This is a genomic window from Rhodococcus sp. SG20037 (assembly GCF_031763325.1).
Lineage (GTDB): Bacteria > Actinomycetota > Actinomycetes > Mycobacteriales > Mycobacteriaceae > Rhodococcus_F > Rhodococcus_F qingshengii.
Window position 1 is genome coordinate 6,216,644 of record NZ_CP134497.1, and the last position, 16,569, is coordinate 6,233,212.

Genomic DNA, 16,569 nt, shown 5'->3' on the forward strand with positions numbered 1-16,569 from the left:
ACATGGATAGATCTGCCAAATATTCGAGCGAAGAGCTTCAACATTTGCCAGAAGGTGGCGACTACAGACTCACAGTTCGGGATGTCCTCGAGCTGCCCAGTCTGCGTGGAGCCGAAGTCCTTGCCGGGCACGGGGGCTTGCGCCACCTCGTTCAATCGGTGAACGTGATGGAAGTACCGGACATCCTCGCTTGGGTGAAGCCGAACGAGTTGTTGGTGACAACCGGGTTCCCGCTGCGCTACGGGCGAACCGGCGAGCTTCTCGACGACACAGATCTCAGTGACCTCGTCGACGGTCTTGCACGTCGAGGAGTCGCGGCACTTGCCGTGAAAACGGGCCGTTATCTCGACGAGCTGCCCGAGGCGATGCTGCACATGGCAGAGCAGCGAGGGCTTCCGCTGTTGGTTCTTCCCGTCACCGCGGGATTCGACGAGGTGATCTCGGAGGTCTTCACCAAGTTGGTGGCGAAGCAGTCCGCGGCACTCGACATTGCCGATCGACTTCACCGCTCGTTGACGTCGATCGTCTTGGAAGGTGGCGATCTACCTCAGATTGCCGCAGAATTCGCCGCGCTTTTCGACGTCAGCGTTCTCATCTGCTCGCCGGACGGAAGAGTGTTGACGGAGGCCGGAGATTCAGCCGCGCTGAACGCGCTTCCGTTGTTCGAAAGCACCGGTCGGTTCCTGACCGAACGGGTCGCTGTCGGTTTACAGAACGCGCCCAAAGGATTTCCTGGTCAGTTGGCGCTCACCCGGGTGGTGGCCGGCGGCACCGACCACGGCCGAATGGTGGCGTACGCCGGCACCCACGAACTCGGCGCAGTTGTCGTTCAAGCGCTGGAGCGAGCGGCCACCGTTGCCGCGCTGGCCGTCACCAAACAGCTGGCAGTTGCGGCAGTGGAATCCAAGTTCCGCGGCGACTTCCTCCGCGACGCACTGATAGGCGAAGCCGGCTCGCCAGCGGAAGTGAGCGCGCACTTCACCCAGTTGGGGTGGGATGTCACTCGTCCACTTACCGTTGTGGTTGCAGAACTCGACGTCGATCACCCGGAATCCCAGCACGCGAATTCCACTCGCACGGACCAAGATCGACTCAGCGACGGCTGGCAACAAGTGGTACGAACACACGAGCGGACAGCGCCGTCCGTCGGGTTTCGACACGAGGTGGTCACGCTTTTCCCGACCAGCACCGACCGTGCGGTTCGGGACATCGAAGGGTTGGTGCGCAAGGTTGCCGGCGATCGCACCAGCGGCCGCCGATCCTTCAGCACGGGAGTGAGCCGGGTGATCTACTCCCTGGCCGATCTACCCGCGGCCTACGACCAAGCCTGTACAGCCGTGGTCGTCGGCCGACGTATCAACGGGCCGGGGCAGATCGCACACTTCGACGAACTCGGTGTACACCGACTCCTCTCGCTCCAGACGGACAAGAGCGAACTGCGTTCGTTCACCGATGACGTTCTGAAGTCCTTGTCGGCGGACAACGCCGAAGCCGCTGACCTGCGTCTGACACTCCAGACCCTGCTCGACTGCAATTGCAATGTCGCCGAGGCCTCCCGGGCGCTGCACATGCACTACAACACTTTGCGTTACAGAATCGGAAAGCTGGAGAGCGTCGTCGGATCGTTCACCGACGACCCCGTCCTTCGATTGAACGTCTCACTCGCCCTGCAGGTCATGAAGATGCACGAAATGTCATGACTTCGCACGATATGAGCTGACAGAACGTCCCGATAACGGTTCGATACAACCGCAATCGCGCCGCCCGGTGAGCGTTCGTCACTTCTTACCCACCACTGACACCCGTCGTCGGCAAGGTTACCCATGTGCCGTTCATCGGTGCCCGCTTACGGTTCGAAAGACGGGCCGCACATACCTCCTTCAGTGGCCCTGGCCGGTTTCTCGGTCCAGCGGACCGGAGTCGACCGAACTACGGAGGCCTCAACCACCAACTGGCTCAGCCAATTACACCAGAACACGGCGGTGCGACATGAACTCGACTTCGAAGCCTCACAACACAAGTGCTCGTAGTGGTCCGTTACACGACGTGATAGTCGTCGACCTCACGCGCGCACTCGCGGGTCCTCACGCGGCAATGATGCTCGGCGATCTGGGTGCCGACGTGATCAAGGTCGAATCACCTCACGGCGGCGACGACACCCGTGGGTGGGGGCCGCCTTTTGTGGAGCCCACGTTGGAACCACCGAACACACAACGGGAATCGACGTATTTTCTGTCCACGAACCGGAACAAGAAGTCGATCACGCTCGATCTGAAATCCGACAGTGGGCGCGCGACCCTCGAAGATCTCGTCTGCCGCGCCGATGTTCTCATGGAGAACTTCCGCACCGGAGTTCTCGATCGACTCGGATTCTCGACCGAGCGGCTGGCCGAACTCAATCCTCGACTGATCGTTCTGTCCATCAGCGGTTTCGGCCACGACGGCCCGGAAGGCGGTCGCGCCGGCTACGACCAGATCGCCCAGGGGGAAGCCGGACTCATGTCGCTGACCGGCTCGAGTCCGGACGACGTTCAACGAGTCGGAGTTCCGATCGCCGATCTTCTCGCCGGAATGTACGGGGCGTTCGGTGTCGTCGCGGCTTTGAAGGAACGCGAGCAGACGGGGAGAGGCCGCGTTGTCCGAACGTCGCTCTTGGCCAGCGTGGTCGGTGTTCACGCGTTTCAAGGAACGAAGTGGACCGTCGCCGGCGAGGTAGGCACGGCGCAGGGCAACCACCATCCCTCCATCGCACCGTACGGACTCTTTCGTACCGGCGATGGCGCAGTGCAGATCTCGGTCGGCAGCGAAAGCCTGTGGAGAAGATTCTGCGAAGGATTCGACCTCGACCCTGACGCCCCGGGTATGGCAACAAACGCCGAACGCGTCGAAAATCATTTCCAGGTCGTCGAATTGATCGAACGTACCTTCAAGCCGTACTCGCGTGACGAGCTTCTGACCGAACTCGACCGCATCGGAGTACCGGCAGGACGGGTTCGGACAATCTCCGAAGTGTACGAATGGGAGCAGACCCGATCACAGGGATTGCTCGTCGACGTCGACCACAGCACGCTCGGAAACATCACACTGCCCGGTCCACCGCTACGATTTTTCGATCCGGACGGAACCGAGGTGACGGAGACCCGCCACACTGCACCTCCGGTTCTCGGTGAAGACACTGACGAAATCATGTCGTGGCTACAAGGATTCACCCGATGAACCGCCTGACGGCTCGCGACTTGCTCGACCTGGTAATCGATGCCGGCACCTGGGAGTCGTGGGATACCCCTCCGATTCCCGTCGCGACCGACTCCGATTACGCCGAAGCACTTCTGCGGGCCCAGGAGAAGACCGGACTCGACGAGTCCGTCCTGACCGGAAGCGCCTCCGTCCGAGGCCGCCGTGTGGCAATCATCGTCTGCGAGTTCGGTTTTCTCGGTGGTTCGATCGGCGTGGCGGCGGGAGAACGCCTCGTCGTCGCCATCCGTCGAGCCACCCAAGAGCAGCTGCCCCTTCTTGCGCTTCCCACGTCCGGGGGAACGCGTATGCAGGAGGGGACGACGGCGTTTTTGCAGATGGTCAAGATCACCGCGGCGCTCATCAAGCACAAAGAAGCGCACCTGCCCTACATCGTCTATCTCCGAAACCCCACCACCGGAGGCGTATTCGCGTCCTGGGGATCACTCGGTCACGTGACGATCGCGGAACCGGGGGCCCTCGTCGGATTCCTCGGCCCTCGAGTGTTCGAGGCCTTGTACAACTCACCTTTCCCCGCCGGTGTCCAGACAGCGGAGAACCTTCACGAGCACGGACTCATCGATGCAGTGAGGCCGCCAGACCAGCTCGCCGAAATCGTCGAACGCGCATTGCGCATCATCACCGGGGCGCATCGTGGGTACTTATTGCCCAGTGACCCGTGCTCGTACGATTGCCCACCCGATACGTCGGCGTGGGAATCCGTCGTCGCATCCCGACGCGAAGACCGACCGGGGATACGGGAAGTGTTGCTCAATTCCGCCTCGGACATGCTCCCGCTCAACGGAACCGGCCAAGGCGAGAACGATCCCGGCATCATGCTCGCGCTGGTTCGCTTCGGCGACATGCCCTGCGTCCTTCTCGGACAGGACCGGCGCGGACAGACTGCTCACTCCCCACTCGGCCCCGGCGCTCTGCGGGAGGCTCGGCGAGGTATGCGGCTGGCCGCAGAACTCGACCTGCCGCTGGTGACGATCATCGACACAGCGGGCGCGGCACTGTCGAAGGAGGCCGAAGAAGGTGGACTGGCGGGCGAGATCGCTCGGTGCATAGCCGACATGATTTCACTCGAGGTCCCCACCATTTCCCTCCTGCTCGGGCAGGGCACGGGCGGCGGCGCCCTGGCACTGATTCCGGCCGATCGAGTGCTGGCGGCCCGCCACGGTTGGCTCTCGCCCTTACCTCCCGAAGGTGCGAGCGCGATCATGTTCCACGACGTCACGCACGCGCCGGACATGGCAGCCAGTCAAGGGATCAGGTCCTTCGATCTGCTCGCGGGCGGCATCGTCGATCGGGTCATCCCCGAATTTCCCGATGCCGCGGACGAATCCGCCGCCTTCTGCACTCGAGTCGGAGCGGTACTGCACTACGAGCTGAGCGTGCTCAGTGCTACCGATGCGACTGAACGGCTCAACACCCGCACCGAACGCATCGACCGTATCGGCCTGGTCGAAGCCAGTACCTCCGTCTGATCGATCAGTACCCAGAACACCGGAAAGGCCGGACATCCTCCGCGGAGGATGTCCGGCCTTCGTCGATCGAGCACACTCAGCCAAGCGTCACGTGAGTTGCTTGGCGGGTTCCTCCCGCTCGCCGCCGGGAGTCTTCGAATCCGGCTTGTTCGGTTCCGGATTCTTCGCATTCAGTTCCGGGTTCTTCGAACCGATGAACTGGCACAGGTGGTACATCCCGATCACGACGATGGTGCCGAGCGCGATGCCGCTGAGCGAGAACGTGTCACTGAACTTCAGGGCCGTGTCGCCGATACCGATGATGAGGCCGGCCGCGATCGGCATGAGGTTGAGCGGATTGCCGAAGTCGACGCCGTTCTCCTTCCAGATCTTGGCGCCGAGCAGGCCGATCATGCCGTAGAGCACCACGGTGATTCCGCCGAGAACACCGCCGGGCGTCGCCGAGATGACGGCACCGAACTTGGGGGAGAAGCCGAGCATCATGGCGACGATGCCGGCAACCGCGTAGGCGGCGGTGGAGTACACACGGGTCGCTGCCATGACACCGATGTTCTCGGCGTACGTAGTGGTGGGCGAACCGCCGACGCTGCTGGCGATAGCGGTGGCGAAACCGTCACCGGCGAGCGCACGTCCCATGTACGGGTCGAGGTCGTCCCCGGTCATCTCGGCCACGGCCTTGACGTGGCCCGCGTTCTCCGCGATCAACGCGATGACACCCGGAAGGACCAGGATGATGAACGTGAGGCTGAACGACGGAGCGTGGATGCCGACGATTCCGTTGGCCTCGTCCGAGAACGGGGGAAGGCCGAACCACGACGCCGACTGCACCGAATCCCAGTTGACGCGGAAGTGCTCGGTGATCTGACCGGTGCCTGCGTCGTAGGAGGTGATCGTCCCCGAGACCCGGTCGAGGATCCAGGAGAGGACGTAGCCGAAGATCAGCGCCAGGAAGATGGCGATGCGCGCCATGAAGCCTCGTAGCGCGATACTCATGACGATCAGGGCCACCATGACGATCAGAGCCACCCACTGGTCCTGTGGCCAGTACAGCCCCGCGACGACGGGTGCCAGGTTGAATCCGATCAGCATCACCACTGCGCCGGTCACCACCGGGGGAAGAACCTTGAATACGACCCGGCCACCGAGGAAGTGGATCGCGATACCGATGGCTGCCAGGACCAGTCCGGACACCAGGATCGCGCCGGTCACCTCTGCGGACGTTCCGCCTTGGGCACGAATGGCGGCGATACCGCCGACAAAGGCCGCCGACGTACCGAGGTAGCTAGGAATGCGTCCCTTGACCACCAGCAGGAAGAAGAGCGTACAAAAGCCCGACATCATCACGGCAAGTTGAGGATTGAGCCCCATGATGATGGGGAAGACGAACGTCGCGCCGAACATCGACACCACGTGCTGGCTGCCCAGCCCGATGGTTCTTCCCCAGCTGAGCCGCTCGCCGGGAGCGACCACTTCACCCGGTCTGATGTTCTTTCCATCTCCGTGCAACGTCCAAATCGGCATGATGGGACCTTTCGTGCAGAGGAAGGTGTCCGAACGCTGAGTGTGCTCCAGCTCACAAAACACCGTGACTGGAGTGAAACGCTATTACAGCGCAGGGGTATCGACGTGATGACAATCTGCCAGAACCCACGGACTCGGATTGGCAATATTAGTGATTGATGCCGCGCATCGCGGTTATCTTCAGTGCTAGAGACAGATCCAGCCGGAGCTCGGGTTGCGCCGTGAAGGGTCCAAGCATTTTCTCCAGCTTAACGACCCTGTAACGCAGTGTGTTGTAATGGAAGTGGAGCTTGCGCGCTGTCTCGGCGATGTTGATGTTGGTCGCGAGCAAGACTTCCAATGTCTTGCGCATGTCCTGCGCTTCGGCAGTTTCCTCCGTCAGTTCCCGCAGTGTCTCCCGCGCGAACGTCTCCAGCTCGTTTTCGTCCTCGACCAGACTGAGCAGTCTGTACACACCGAGATCGTCGAACTGAGTCACCGTCCACGGACCGGAGATCCGGCGTCCGACGGTCAGTGCGGTGCGCGCCTGACTGTAGAGCGCGGGGACGGCGTCGATCGCCGCTGTCGGCCGGGACACCCCGACACTGAACGGCCTTCTCCCGCCGCCACCTTCACCGCGAACGACCGTGACGAGGTCCCGCACCAATGCCATCGTGTCGGTGCCGACGCCCATCACGATCACCGTCTCGCCCGTCAGCGCGGTCACCGCCGCACCGGGATCGCGGTGGGCGATCGCCCCGGAGAACGCCATCGCCTGGCGATCGACAACAGGCAGCCGAGCGGGCGCCGCAGAGGCCGGTTCGTCGATCGGGTCAGGCTCGATCGAGACGATCACCAGCGGGCGGTCGAAGTCCCAACCGAATGTCTTGGCATGGGAGACAACGTGATCGTGGTCCCCGGCCCGGCCGAGGAGCAGGTCGTGAACGAAGTTGGCGCGATGGCGTTCTTCCACCGACGCCACGGCTTGTTCGCGGGTGATGACCAACGCACACACCGACGCGGCCCGCTCGACCAGGTACTGGTCGTAACTCGTCATGACGCGCTCACCGGTGAACAACGCGAGACGCCCGTGGTCGATGTGATTGGCGGAAATCGCGGACACCGCGATGAATTGACCGTCGAACTCGTGCAGACCCAATCCGCCCTCGACGGTGTCGGTCCGCAGACGACCGGTGGAATCGACGGCGGGACAGGCAGACAGATGCTTGCGCTCCGCGGCGTCCCCGGCGCGGCAGATCTCGCGTCCGTCCGAGGTGGTGATCAGGGCGGCGCCCTTCATCTCCCGTGCGATGACTTCGGTCAATTGCGGGAGGCCGCCGCCGCCCATCACGACGTCGACCAGCAGCCGTCGCAAGCGCTCGGCCCCGAACATGGCGTCGATCTGGGCCGACTCCGTCTGCTCACGGTCTCTCGCCGCAGGGTGATCACACGCACCGTGAAAAACCAGGAGCGGGAAGCCGGCGCTTTCGGCCGCGTCGACCAGCTCCGGCGCGAGAGTGTCCCCGTCTGCGCCGAATTGGACGGCAAGTGCCGCAACACCTCGCGTCGACAACCGTCCGACAAATGCTTTGAAGGTTTCGGTGACCCTGGCGAGGGTTTCCGGCGTGGTGATCAGCAACTGTCCGTGCCGCAGCCACGGTCCGATGTCCGGAACCGCCATGAATCCCACCCGGGCTACCGTCGGGTCTTCGCAGCCGCCGGCGACCTTTCGAACACCAGGAAGGAGCTGGGTTCGAAAAAGTTCGGAGAGAACAGCATTCACCTCGGATGCCGGTACGGCCGGGTTTGCCACTTGGCAGGCACCTCGATTTCATTCGGATCACGGAAGATGGTTCACGAAAGAAACGATCCTATCCCCACCGAACACAAGATGTCCGAATTCAGCGCAGTCGACTCAGGCCGTTCGATGCAGGGCGGTCGGATCCTCCTGAGGTGGCGGGTGGATCGGCCCCTGCAGATCCCGCAGTTCCAAACCGGAGGCATTGCGCAGGGTCTTGGTCATCTCGGCGAGGATCGACACTGCAGTCTCCTCCGGTGTCCTCGCGCCGAGATCCAACCCGATCGGTGAGTGCAGACGCCCCAACTCGACGTCGGTGACGCCTCGCTCCTTCAACAGCGCCACCCGACGCTCATGCGTCGCACGACTTCCCATCGCGCCGACGTACGCAGCCGGCGAACGCAGCGCGATCTCGAGCAACGGGATGTCGAACTTCTCGTCGTGAGTGAGCACGGCCAGGACGGTTTTGTTGTCGATCGGTGCGGTTTCGAGGAACTTGTGTGGCCACATGACGACCAGATCGTGGGCGTCGGGAAAGCGCGCCCGTGTCGCGAAGACCGGCCGTGCGTCCACGACGGTCACTCGGTAACCCGCAAAGGCGCCCAACGTACACATCGAGGCGGCGAAGTCGATGGCCCCGAACACGTACATCCTCGGTAGTGGCGCGAAGATCTCGACCAACAGGTCGTGCTGCGAATCGATGAGGGTTCCCGCCGGCGCGACAAAGGCTACGGACTCACCGGTGTCCATCGTGCGCAGCAGGATGGAGACCTCGTCCTCCGTGGCATCCAGATCCCCGCTGCGTCGGCCGTGCTCGACGACGAGGTGCCGCGCCGGCGCTCCCGGACGCACTTCGGTGACCACGACGACGGGCGTATCGGCCTCGATCCGTTCACAGACCTGACCGAACTCGGCGAAATCGGCTCCGACAGCCTGGACAAACACTTCGATGGTTCCGCCGCAGGTCAGCCCCACCCCGATGGCGTCGTCGTCGGAGACACTGAAGACCTCGACGCGACTGGTGCCGTCGGCGAGAACCTCCTGGGCGATCTCGTACAGTGCACTCTCGATGCACCCGCCCGAGACGCTGCCGACCACCTCGCCGGAGCGTGAGACGGCCATCGAAGCACCGGGCATGCGCGGTGAGGATCGCCAGGTACGGACAACCGTCGCCAGTGCAAAATCCTCGCCGCGGGCGTGCCACTGCGCCAGCTGAGTGGAAATGTCGCGCATCGCCTCGCCTCCCGCTTGCATCGCCGTCCGTAGAGAGTTCACGGTATCGGCCCACCGCAATCCTGCCTGTCACACAATGCGCCTAAATCCGGGCCCTGCAGTTGTGCAATGTCGCCGTCGCATCACCTTGCGCTCTCGACCAGTGTTGTCACCGAGCCCAGCCGAAAGCAGGCCTGACCTTCATTCTTCCCCTCTCCGACGATCACTGCAGCGGCAATTCACGCAGATGGTGCGACGGATCGAGTGGGCGACGTTGCACACCACAGAACCGAGGTTTCTCCCATGGACCAATTGCTCAGCGGTATCAAAGTTCTCGACCTCACCCGCGCTCTCGCGGGGCCTCTGTGCACGTCGCTGCTCTCGGACTTCGGCGCCGACGTGGTCAAGGTCGAAACCCGTGGCTCCGGCGACAGTTCGCGTCAGTGGCCGCCGTTCGACGGCGATCGAAGCCTCTACTTCGCTTCCGTGAACCGCGGCAAACGGTCGATCGCCATCGACATGCGCAGTGACCGCGGGCGGAAACTGCTTCGCAGCCTGGCCCTCGACGCAGATGTGCTGGTCGAGAACTTCCGTCCGGGAGTACTGGCCGACATGGGGCTCGATCCCGACTCGCTCGAGCAGGAGAATCCAGGGCTCGTCGTGATGAGCATCAGTGGTTTCGGCCCGGTGGGCCCGGACCAGTTCGCGCCCGGACTCGATCAGGTGGCCCAGGGCATGTCCGGGCTGATGTCGGTCACCGGTGCCGGGGAACAGACCCCGATGCGGGTCGGTATCCCCATCATCGACACGGTCTCGGGCATCTACGCGGCACTGGGAATCACGGCGGCACTGGCTTCGCGCGGACGCGACGGTCGTGGGCACCGCGTGCAGACCTCGTTGCTGGAATCCGCGATCTCGATCATGACCTTCCAGGCGCAGGACTACCTGAGCACCGGGCGGGTTTCGACGCCGAACGGCAATACGCACCCGACGATCACGCCGTACGGCGCTTTCGACACTGCCGACTTCCCGATCAACATTGCCACCGGCTCGGACAAGCACTGGATCGCACTGTGCTCGGTACTCGGTGACCCCGAGCTCGCCTTCCGTACCGAATATGCCACGGGTAAAGAACGTTTGGCGCACCGAGACCAACTGACCAAAGAACTCGAGGACCTACTGACCACGAAGGGCGCGGCGCAATGGATCTCCGAGATCCGCGGTGCCGGAATCCCCTGCGGCCCGATCCATTCGATCGATCAGGTGTTCTCCGACCCGCAGGTCGAGGCATTGCAGATGGTCGAGCAGACCCAGAGCGCCGACGGAACGTCGATTCCCGTTGTCCGCGGACCGTTCTGGGTGGACGGCAAGACTCTTCCCGTCAGGAATGCGCCACCCATGACTCTCGGCGGTGACGCCGACGACGTACTCACCGACTTCGGCCTGCGCCCGGAGGAGATCGAGGATCTTCGCGCCAATTCGGTGATCTGACCGCACACTAGTAACAGAGCAGACGCTCTGTTACTGTGCGTTCATGCCTCGGCCACGCGTCCACGACCTCGACACCCTGCTCGACGCTGCCGAAAAACTTGCCGCCACTGCCGGACCGAGCGCTGTCACGGTCCGGGCAGTCTCCGACGCCACCGGTGTATCCAACGGGGCGATCTATCACGCATTCGGCTCTCGCAGTGGACTGGTCGGTAGCGCGTGGCTGCGTGCTGCGCGACGATTTCTCGCGCTTCAACAATCGAGAGTGGACGACGCTCTCGCGGACCCGTCGCCGACTTCGGCGGTTTCCGCCGTCGTCGCAGCCGCCGAAGTTCCGGCCGTCTTCGCGCTCGACTACCCACAATCCGCGTTGCTGCTGTTGACGATCCAGCGCGACGAACTGCTCGGCACCGACGTCCCTGCCGACATCGCCGAGCAACTCACACAACTCGACCGGTCTCTGGTCGAGTTGTTCATCCGGTTGTCGACCGCGCTCTGGGGCCGCAAGGACGGCAGAGCCGTCGAGGCAATCGAGGCCTGTGTTGTCGGCCTGCCTACCGGACTGCTCATCCATCCCGCCAAACGCGCCGACGGTTGGCGAGTCCCCGACGCCGCAGCACGCGCGCGGTTGGATGCCGCCGTTCGAGCGGTTCTGCATCTCGACCCACCACTGCCCAAGCCACGCAACAGGAAAGGCCAATCATGACCGCAACTCTGCGCTTCGAAGACAAGATCGCCGTTCTCGATCTCGGCGAGGACGAGAATCGATTCTCGCCGGAGTGGCTCGATTCCGTCGACAAGCTACTCGACCAGGCTTTGAGCGAAAGCGCACATGCCCTGGTCACCACGGCGACGGGCAAGTTCTACTCCAACGGACTCGACCTCGACTGGCTGGGCGCTAACGGCGACAAGGCGAAGTGGTATGTGCAGCAGGTGCAGTCGCTGTTCGCCCGGATGCTGACGTTCCCGATGCCCACCGTCGCGGCGATCAACGGCCACGCCTTCGGAGCCGGCGCCATGCTCGGCATCGCGCACGATTACCGCGTCATGCGCGATGATCGCGGCTACTACTGCTTCCCGGAGGTGGACATCAACATCCCCTTCACCGAAGGAATGGCAGCTCTCATCCAGGCCAAACTCAGCCCGGCGTCGGCAATCGTCGCCATGACCACGGGGCGGCGATACGGCGGAAGCGACGCATTCGCAGCCGGTTTGGTGGACTTCACCGCATCCGTCGACGCTTTGACCGCCAAGGCCATCGAAATGGTTGCACCGATCGGCCCGAAGAATGCGGGCACACTGGGGGCAATCAAGTCGACGATGTTCGCTTCAGTGGTCACCGCTCTGAACACCGACGGCTAGAAGCGACGGACTGTGTTCTCGCAGAGCCGCTTCCAGATCGTCGGCAACACTTTCGGGATCGCGGCCTTCGGTGCTCAGAACCACGTCGACTCCACTGAGCGTCGGCATCGAACCGGCCAGCAGTTGTGACGCCTCCACCAACTCGTCCAACCCGGCCCAGCCGGCCGGTTCACGTTCGATGATTCTGGTACGCAACGTATCCGGATCGGTCTCGAGGCGCGCCAGCAGGTGCCCCTCGGCGCCGGTCGCGGCCAGCAGGGCGCGCCCGTAGTCGTCGTCTTCGACGGTCGCCGTGAGAAACAGGAGTCCGTACCCCGCGTCCCGGTACGACGCACACAGCATCCCGACGTGTGAGATTGCCCGTTCGGCCCCCAGCGGCGGATAGCACCGCTCGAGTTCGTCCACCTCGATCATCGCGTTGCTCACCCCGGCCTCGCCGAGTCGATCGTGAAGCGCGGTCAGCACGGAACTCTTCCCCGCGCCCGGCGGGCCTGTCAGCAGCAGTACGAACACGTCCTCCACTATTGCAGAGCCGTAAGCACGTCCAGAACCTTGTGCAGGCGCGGGGCGGCGAGAAGGCTGGAGAAGACAGCTCGACATGTACAACAGCCCTGATCGGAGCACAGCGATGACCACCACGATCACCGAAATCGCGCCGGACATCTACCGACTGTCGACCTTCGTGGACGAAGCGAACCTCACGATGAACCAGTTTCTCGTCGACGGCGAGGAACCCTTGCTCTTCCACACCGGGCAGCGAGCGTTGTTCACCTCGGCTTCCGACGCACTCTCCACGCTGATCGACATCGACCGTCTGAAATGGATCACGTTCGGTCACGTCGAGGCCGACGAATGCGGGTCCATGAACTCCTGGCTTGCGGCGGCCCCCGAAGCGCAAGTTGCACACGGTGCGATGGGGTGCTTCGTCCAGGTCAACGATCTGGCCGATCGGGCGCCACTTCCCTTGCAGGACGGCGACGTACTCGAAACCGGCAGCCGCCGAGTCCGGCACATCGACACCCCACACGTCCCACACGGTTGGGACGCGGGTCTGATGTTCGAGGAGACGACGTCGACGCTGTTCTGCGGAGATCTCTTCACTGCGTTCGGGCACCACCCCGCGACCACCGAGCACGAAATCGTCGGTCCCGCTTTGGAAGCCGAGGACTTGGGCCACGCCACCTGCCTCACCCCGGATCTCGAACCCACGATCCGCGCCCTGGCCGACCTCGAGCCGCGGATTCTGGCTACCATGCATGCACCGACGTACTACGGCGATTGCGTCACCACTCTTCACGACCTTGCCGACTCGTACGCAACACGTTTCGCAGCCGAAACCGAAAAATGGAAGTCAGACTAGAGCTTGCGCCTTCGACGTGATTCGCGCCGCCACGGACAGCGCAACGTGCTCGCGGAACGGTCTCGCCACCACCTGCACCCCGATCGGTAAACCGTTGCGGGAGAGTCCTACCGGAACCACGACCGACGGAAGGCCGAGCACACTGATCGCCCGGCAACTCGCGAGCGCATCCATCCATGTGAGTTTGCGACCGTCCACCTCGAAGCTCTCCACACCGAGCGGCGGAGCGAGCACCGACGCAACCGGCAGGATCAGTGCGTCTCCCATCTCGCCGAGGAATTCGCTGATCAACACCGCGCGATCCGCCCACAGCGCTTCCACCTCGGCGGAACTGCGATCACGGCCTGCCGCAAGCATGGCGGTGATGTCCGCGTCGAAAGCGTGCGCTGAACCTGCTGCGAGAGAGTAGATGTCCGCGTGGGTCTCGACCGATCGCAACGCACCGAAAAGCGCGTTGGCCCGCGACAGGGCCAGACCGTCGTACTCGCTCGCGTCCAGGCTGATCGCCACCGTCCGAACCGCTGACCGGATTTCTTCGTCGACGGGAATCGTTCCCTCGCCGGTGGCCCAGCGGATGTCGAGGTCGTCGACGTCGACCGAATCAGGCTCGGTCCACGAGAAATGCGGCTTCGACAGGACGCGCAACGCAAGCGCCGCATCACCGAGGTTGCGGGCCAGTGGGCCGATGGTCTGGATCGTGCCGTGCATCGTCGCAGGGTTGGCGAGTACCCGTCCATCCGAAAGCACGCCTGGATACTGACCTTCCGGATCGACACGTCCGAGCGTCGGGCGAACCGAAGTGAGGCCGGTGCAGTGGGCGGGCCAACGCACCGAGCCACCAAAATCCGTACCGAGTCCGAGCACGCTCATCCCGGCAGCAACCGACGCGGACTCGCCGCCACTCGACCCGCCGGGGGACCGGACGACGCCGTCCGGTCGCACCGGACTGGCCGTGGTTCCGAACAGTTCGTTTCGAGTCAGGCCGCACGCGCCGAATTCCGGGGTGTTGGTCTTGCCGATCAGAATCGCACCGGCAGCCTTGAATGCCGCGACGGCCGGGGCGTCGACGGCCGGGACGTTGTCCGCCAGAGTGCGAGAACCGGCAGTGGTGCGCACGCCGGCAGTGGCGATCAGGTCCTTGACCGTGAACGGAACCCCGGCAAGGGGGCCGAGTGTCTCACCGAGAAGGCGTCGCTCGTCCAGGGCATCCGCGGCCGTGCGAGCCTCCTCGGCGCACACGGTGACCAGTGCGTTGAGTTCGTCATTGCATTCGTCGACCCGTGCGAGGTGGTCTTCGACGATGGTCCGCGCCGACGCCTGACCCGACCGCACGGCTTCGGCGATGGATCGGGCATCACGGCCCACCCAACTCTCACGACTCATCGCACGCCTCTCCTTGCCAGTACCCTCTGCCGAGCCTAAGGACAGCGAGTGAACCGAGAAACGACCACAATGCACATACCGACGGCTCCGGCGATGTGAGGTTTTGCCACAACGTTGGCGGCTCCCGAGGGATCGGTCAGGTGCTGGTACCTACAAACCCTGCCTGATGAATGCTGCAAGCTTCTCGATCTGTTGCTCGTTTCGTTTGTAGTGCCTCCACTGGCCGATTCGTGTGGTGGTCACCAAATCCGCGGCCTGGAGTGCGGCCATGTACTGAGACGCAGTCGATTGCGACACCTTCGCCCTCGCTTGAATGTGCTTGAGGCACACTCCGACCTCCTCGGCAGGCTCGAGTTGAGGGGGAAAGCTCCCGGGGTCTTTCAACCACTGCAGGATTTGCACACGCATCGGGTTGGCCAGCGCCTTGAACGCCGTTTCCCACTCGGTTGTTGCGTCTTCCATGTTCGAGATCATACCGCTAGATCGCGAAATGCCGATATGTGTGGTTCACTCCCTATATCGCAACATCGCGATATACCAATGGGAGGCTGAAATGGTGCAGCACGACAAAGTGGCACTCGTGGTCGGAGCCCGAGGCGTGATCGGTGGGAACTTGATCGATCACCTCGAGTCGACCGGAGAATGGAAGATCATCGGACTCTCGCGGCGAGGCGGTACGGACACCGACCGGGTCGAACACATCGCAGTCGACCTGCTCGATCCTTACCGGACTGCAGCGGCACTGAGCGGACTGGGCGACGTCACTCACGTCTTCTACGCCGCCTATCAAGACCGCCCGACATGGGCCGAGCTGGTTCCGCCCAACTTGGCGATGCTGGTCAACACTCTCGACGCCATCGAGCCCGTTGCGGGCGGACTCGAGCACGTCAGCCTGATGCAGGGCTACAAGGTTTACGGGGCACACCTCGGACCGTTCAAAACTCCGGCCCGCGAGAGCGATCCACCGCACATGCCACCCGAGTTCAACGTCGACCAACAGCAGTTCCTCGAACGTCGGCAGCTCGGCAAGTCGTGGACATGGTCGGCGATCAGACCCTCGGTCGTCTCCGGATTCGCACTGGGTAACCCGATGAACCTCGCGATGGTCATCGCCGTCTACGCGACCATCTCGAAGAAACTGGGTGTCCCACTCCGATTCCCCGGCAAACCCGGCGCGTACACCAGCTTGATCGAGATGACCGACGCCGGACTCCTGGCCGAAGCGACGGTCTGGGCCGCGACCAACCCCGAGTGCGCAAATCAGGCGTTCAACATCAACAACGGCGACCTGTTCCGCTGGCAGGAGATGTGGCCGAAGATCGCAGCCTTCTTCGACATGGACGTCGCACCTCCGCTCCCGATGTCCCTCGATGTCGCAATGGCGGACAAGGAGTCGGTGTGGGATGAACTCGTCGGGGAACACCACCTTGCTCGGACCCCGTATTCCGATGTCTCGTCCTGGGGGTTCGGTGACTTCGTATTCGGATGGGACTACGACTTTTTCGCTGACGGATCGAAAGCTCGGCGGTTCGGATTTCACCGCCACGTCGACACCGAAGCGATGTTCCTCGACATCTTCGCCAATCTGCAGGCTCGGAAGATAATCCCCTGACTGAAACACGGTCACTCGGATCCTACGAACACTGTCACTGTCGGACCCCACGACTAACGTCGTAGGCGGGGTTTGAAAAGCAGGGGTTTCGGCGAGTCGTCGGTAGGGCCCCATGCGCCCCCGGACCAGA

Annotated in this window: 14 protein-coding genes; 8 read left to right on the top strand and 6 right to left on the bottom strand. The window is 63.2% G+C overall.

The features are described from left to right. The first annotated feature begins 2 nt into the window (after positions 1–2). The 3 genes from RHP72_RS28740 (at position 3) to RHP72_RS28750 (ending at position 4,724) form a co-directional block, all read left to right on the top strand. On the top strand, positions 3–1,700 hold the full coding sequence (locus tag RHP72_RS28740) for a PucR family transcriptional regulator (protein WP_039973473.1): 1,698 nt from the start codon (positions 3–5) through the stop codon (positions 1,698–1,700). A 289-nt stretch (positions 1,701–1,989) separates the two neighbouring features. Continuing rightward, positions 1,990–3,216 carry a CaiB/BaiF CoA-transferase family protein gene (locus RHP72_RS28745; protein WP_030537716.1) on the top strand — a complete coding sequence of 409 codons (1,227 nt, stop codon included), beginning with the start codon at positions 1,990–1,992 and terminating at the stop codon, positions 3,214–3,216. Next, positions 3,213–4,724, top strand: a complete 1,512-nt coding sequence (locus RHP72_RS28750; protein ID WP_007735211.1) for a carboxyl transferase domain-containing protein — start codon at positions 3,213–3,215, stop codon at positions 4,722–4,724. The genes RHP72_RS28745 and RHP72_RS28750 overlap by 4 nt, the downstream gene beginning before the upstream one ends. A gap of 87 nt (positions 4,725–4,811) precedes the next feature. Here the strand turns inward: RHP72_RS28750 and RHP72_RS28755 are convergent, their stop codons facing one another. The 3 genes from RHP72_RS28755 to RHP72_RS28765 form a co-directional block, all read right to left on the bottom strand. Continuing rightward, a complete protein-coding gene (locus RHP72_RS28755; protein ID WP_058039338.1) occupies positions 4,812–6,245 on the bottom strand; it encodes a uracil-xanthine permease family protein in 1,434 nt (477 codons plus the stop codon). A 148-nt stretch (positions 6,246–6,393) separates the two neighbouring features. Continuing rightward, on the bottom strand, positions 6,394–8,037 hold the full coding sequence (locus tag RHP72_RS28760; RefSeq protein ID WP_042926160.1) for a PucR family transcriptional regulator: 1,644 nt from the start codon (positions 8,035–8,037) through the stop codon (positions 6,394–6,396). A gap of 102 nt (positions 8,038–8,139) precedes the next feature. Then, positions 8,140–9,255 carry an XdhC family protein gene (locus RHP72_RS28765; protein WP_311094133.1) on the bottom strand — a complete coding sequence of 372 codons (1,116 nt, stop codon included), beginning with the start codon at positions 9,253–9,255 and terminating at the stop codon, positions 8,140–8,142. Between the two features lie 282 nt (positions 9,256–9,537). Between RHP72_RS28765 and RHP72_RS28770 the strand changes: the two genes are divergently transcribed. Genes RHP72_RS28770 through RHP72_RS28780 form a run of 3 tightly spaced genes read left to right on the top strand, consistent with a single transcriptional unit; the run spans position 9,538 to position 12,084 of the window. Continuing rightward, positions 9,538–10,725 (top strand): CaiB/BaiF CoA-transferase family protein, encoded by a 1,188-nt coding sequence (locus tag RHP72_RS28770; protein WP_003946016.1) that lies wholly within the window; start codon positions 9,538–9,540, stop codon positions 10,723–10,725. Positions 10,726–10,768: 43 nt separating this feature from the next. Continuing rightward, complete coding sequence (locus RHP72_RS28775) at positions 10,769–11,428, top strand: TetR/AcrR family transcriptional regulator (protein WP_003946066.1); 660 nt, start codon at positions 10,769–10,771, stop codon at positions 11,426–11,428. Next, a complete protein-coding gene (locus RHP72_RS28780) occupies positions 11,425–12,084 on the top strand; it encodes an enoyl-CoA hydratase-related protein (protein WP_007735215.1) in 660 nt (219 codons plus the stop codon). Before RHP72_RS28775 ends, RHP72_RS28780 begins: the two co-directional genes overlap by 4 nt. On the opposite strand, the gene RHP72_RS28785 is transcribed toward RHP72_RS28780, so the two are convergent. Next, complete coding sequence (locus RHP72_RS28785; RefSeq protein ID WP_311094134.1) at positions 12,052–12,597, bottom strand: hypothetical protein; 546 nt, start codon at positions 12,595–12,597, stop codon at positions 12,052–12,054. The two genes, RHP72_RS28780 and RHP72_RS28785, sit on opposite strands and share 33 nt — an antisense overlap. A 115-nt stretch (positions 12,598–12,712) precedes the next feature. Here RHP72_RS28785 and RHP72_RS28790 point away from each other — a divergent pair, with 115 nt between their 5' ends. After that, complete coding sequence (locus tag RHP72_RS28790) at positions 12,713–13,444, top strand: MBL fold metallo-hydrolase (protein WP_030537720.1); 732 nt, start codon at positions 12,713–12,715, stop codon at positions 13,442–13,444. Here the strand turns inward: RHP72_RS28790 and RHP72_RS28795 are convergent. Together RHP72_RS28795 and RHP72_RS28800 are read right to left on the bottom strand one after the other, a co-directional pair. Next, positions 13,436–14,827 carry an amidase gene (locus tag RHP72_RS28795; protein ID WP_311094135.1) on the bottom strand — a complete coding sequence of 464 codons (1,392 nt, stop codon included), beginning with the start codon at positions 14,825–14,827 and terminating at the stop codon, positions 13,436–13,438. The two genes, RHP72_RS28790 and RHP72_RS28795, sit on opposite strands and share 9 nt — an antisense overlap. A gap of 150 nt (positions 14,828–14,977) precedes the next feature. Continuing rightward, positions 14,978–15,289: a helix-turn-helix transcriptional regulator gene (locus tag RHP72_RS28800; protein WP_007735219.1), complete on the bottom strand. Its 312-nt coding sequence runs from the start codon at positions 15,287–15,289 to the stop codon at positions 14,978–14,980. Positions 15,290–15,380: 91 nt separating this feature from the next. Between RHP72_RS28800 and RHP72_RS28805 the strand changes: the two genes are divergently transcribed. Then, positions 15,381–16,439, top strand: coding sequence for an SDR family oxidoreductase (locus RHP72_RS28805; protein WP_311094136.1), 1,059 nt, complete (start codon positions 15,381–15,383; stop codon positions 16,437–16,439). Positions 16,440–16,569: the final 130 nt, after the last annotated feature.

Coding starts and splice junctions, on each gene's coding strand:
- RHP72_RS28740 (WP_039973473.1), top strand. CDS start 3: ATGGATAGATCTGCCAAATATTCGAGCGAAGAGCTTCAACATTTGCCA.
- RHP72_RS28745 (WP_030537716.1), top strand. CDS start 1,990: ATGAACTCGACTTCGAAGCCTCACAACACAAGTGCTCGTAGTGGTCCG.
- RHP72_RS28750 (WP_007735211.1), top strand. CDS start 3,213: ATGAACCGCCTGACGGCTCGCGACTTGCTCGACCTGGTAATCGATGCC.
- RHP72_RS28755 (WP_058039338.1), bottom strand. CDS start 6,245: ATGCCGATTTGGACGTTGCACGGAGATGGAAAGAACATCAGACCGGGT.
- RHP72_RS28765 (WP_311094133.1), bottom strand. CDS start 9,255: ATGCGCGACATTTCCACTCAGCTGGCGCAGTGGCACGCCCGCGGCGAG.
- RHP72_RS28770 (WP_003946016.1), top strand. CDS start 9,538: ATGGACCAATTGCTCAGCGGTATCAAAGTTCTCGACCTCACCCGCGCT.
- RHP72_RS28775 (WP_003946066.1), top strand. CDS start 10,769: ATGCCTCGGCCACGCGTCCACGACCTCGACACCCTGCTCGACGCTGCC.
- RHP72_RS28780 (WP_007735215.1), top strand. CDS start 11,425: ATGACCGCAACTCTGCGCTTCGAAGACAAGATCGCCGTTCTCGATCTC.
- RHP72_RS28790 (WP_030537720.1), top strand. CDS start 12,713: ATGACCACCACGATCACCGAAATCGCGCCGGACATCTACCGACTGTCG.
- RHP72_RS28795 (WP_311094135.1), bottom strand. CDS start 14,827: ATGAGTCGTGAGAGTTGGGTGGGCCGTGATGCCCGATCCATCGCCGAA.
- RHP72_RS28800 (WP_007735219.1), bottom strand. CDS start 15,289: ATGGAAGACGCAACAACCGAGTGGGAAACGGCGTTCAAGGCGCTGGCC.
- RHP72_RS28805 (WP_311094136.1), top strand. CDS start 15,381: ATGGTGCAGCACGACAAAGTGGCACTCGTGGTCGGAGCCCGAGGCGTG.